Source organism: Acidobacteriota bacterium, from assembly GCA_040752915.1.
Taxonomy (GTDB): domain Bacteria; phylum Acidobacteriota; class UBA4820; order UBA4820; family DSQY01; genus JBFLVU01.
Genome location: JBFMHB010000139.1, coordinates 1 through 2440, shown reverse-complemented (window position 1 = coordinate 2440; position 2440 = coordinate 1). Strand labels below are relative to the sequence as shown.

General features: G+C 66.4%; 3 protein-coding genes. All 3 read right to left on the bottom strand.

What is annotated here, in order from left to right:
* The coding region (locus AB1824_13510; GenBank protein ID MEW5765976.1) for a prohibitin family protein at positions 1–718 on the bottom strand (718 nt) is incomplete at its 3' end.
* Between the two features lie 541 nt (positions 719–1259).
* Positions 1260–2075 (bottom strand): ferredoxin--NADP reductase, encoded by an 816-nt coding sequence (locus AB1824_13505; GenBank protein MEW5765975.1) that lies wholly within the window; start codon positions 2073–2075, stop codon positions 1260–1262.
* A 45-nt stretch (positions 2076–2120) separates the two neighbouring features.
* A partial coding sequence (locus AB1824_13500) for a hypothetical protein (protein ID MEW5765974.1) occupies positions 2121–2440 on the bottom strand: 320 nt, incomplete at its 5' end.

Here is a 2440-nt window from a genome sequence, read left to right as displayed (position 1 = left end):
CCGAGATCCCCTGGGCCACGATGCGCTGGAAGTCCGCGATTCCCTGGGCCTCGATGCGCTTGCGCTCGGCCTCCTGGGACTCCTTCTGGAGGACGAACTTCATCTGCTCCGCCTCCTGCTCCCGGCGGAGCTTCTCCTGGATGGCGTTGGCCACCACGGGGGGAAGACCGATCTTTCGCAGGAGGACCTGCTCGGCCACAATGCCGCGCTCCTGCGTCATCTTTCGAAAGAGAACGAAGATCTCCTGGGCGATGCGCTCGCGCTCGGCGGAGTAGAGAGCCTTGGCCTCGTAGGAGGCCGTGATTTCCCGGATGGCCGACCGGAATTGGGGCTCCACCACCACGGAGTCGTAGTTGCGCCCCACGGTCTTGTAGATCTCGGGGGCTTTGGAGGGGTCGAGGCGGTAGAGGAGGGAGACTTCGAGGTTCATGATGAGGCCCTCCTTCGAGGGGACCTCCGCCGTCTCCTTCATCTCCTGGGTCTGGATCGTCATCTTCACCACGCGCGTGAAGGGAAAGACCACCCGAACTCCGGGCGGCAGGATGCCCGAAGACACGACGCCGAAAAGATCTTTGACCCCCACGTGGCCCGCGGGAACCACTTTGATGGGGCTCCCCACCAGAAAGAGGATCAGACCGAAGAGCGCCAGAAAGAAGATCCCGATGCCCTTTCCCACCCGCTTCACCTGATCCGGGTCGTCCATCGTCACGTTTCGCATGGCTCCCTCCCTGCCTGGGTGGGGAGATGCTACCAGAGGCCGCCGCCCAAGAGAAGAAGCCGCCGGGGCCGCCTCCTGCCTCGTAGCTCAGCCGTGCTTGGCTCCGTGGCGCGGCCGCCTCGGCTTCCTTGCACTAGGCCCAACGGCGCCGGGACGCGCCTTCCTCCGCTTCGCTCCGGAAGGCAGGCCGCATAAAACGGACCAGAAAAGATCTTGGACAGCCGTGACTTCGTCCCTTTTTCCTCTTTGGCGGGCGAGGCGCCCGCCCCACGGATGCAACGCCGTCGCCCTCGGGGGCTCTGCTCCGGCGCCTTGCCACATGCATCTTGCAATGGGTGGGAGGCGTCGCCCGACGCCGATCTTCTACAGGGGAGGCCCGCCGTGGCCGCCCACCTCGAAGGCCTTCCCCCGCCGTGGCGGCTCTTGCTTGCAAGAGCCGGCCCCCCGGCCCCTACAAAGGCCCCCTTTCACCTTTCTTTTTAAATCCCAATTTCTAAATCCCAAATGCCCCTTTTCTTTGGTCTCCCGTCTCCCGTTCTTCCTACCAGTACTTCTCCCGGTGAACCTGCCCGGCCTTTCCGGGGCCTCCCTCCGAGAAGCCCTGCTCGCCGAGGGCCGCCATCATGGCCTCGACCATGAGCGGGTTGCCGCAGAGGAAGACGTGGGTGTCCTGAGGAGAGGGCGTGAAGCCGAAAGAAAGGTCGCGGGGCCCCCCCTTCCAGAAGTCGTGGAGAAACCCCGTGAAGCCGGACCAGGGGACGATCTCCTCCCGGGGCTCGGAGACCACGGGCAGGTACGTGAACCGGGGGCTCAGCCTCTGCATGGTCTCCAGCTCCGCCCGGTACCCCAGGTCCCAGGAGTGGCGTGCGCCGTGGAGCACCACCGTTCGGCCCCGGTCGGGGTCGGCGAGGTGGGTACGGAGCATGCTCATGTACGGCGCCAGACCCGTCCCCGTGGCCACCAGGACCAGATGGTGCCCGGGGGGAACCCGGTCCAGCGTGAACATCCCCACGATGCGGGGCGATAGGAAGACGGGGTCGCCCACCTTCAGGGCGAAGAGCCGGGGCGTGAGGGACCCCGACTTCACGAGGGCGATGTAGAACTCCAGGTACGATTGCTCCACCGACGAGGAGGCGATGGAGTAGGCGCGGCGGATGACTTTCTCCGGTTCGGGCGCCGGATCCTCCGCATCGCAACCGGCCGCCCGGGGGGCGTCCCCCCTCAGCCCCACCACCGTGTACTGCCCCGCCTTGAAGATCGGCAGGCTCCACCCCTTGGGCACCACCCTCAGGATCATGAGGCCGGGCGCCACCTCCACCTTTTGGGCCACCACTGCGTTGTAATCAAAGTCCGCCATGCGTCCCCCCGGAGCCAGGGAGTATGCCAGAGCCCCCTCGGCATTTCAAATTCCTTCATCCGGATAGAGCTGGGAGCGGACGTCCACGTCCCAGGAGGGGTCTTCCGAGAGGTCCATGAGGCGCAGGGGGCCCGGTTGGCCCTCCTTGCGCGTGCTGGTCCCGGCGTCGTAGCACCGCGGGATCCCCCAGACGCCCGCGTAGGCCCCGCCCGCGTGGTTGTGGCCGAAGAGCAGGGCGTCCAGGGGACCGTTTTCCTTGAGCACCCGGGCGAGCCCCAACGCGTCCTTCAGCTCATGGAGGGGGCCCATGGGGTCGAAGGGGTGGTGGTGGAGGTAGACCACCCGATGCCGCGCCGACCGCACCT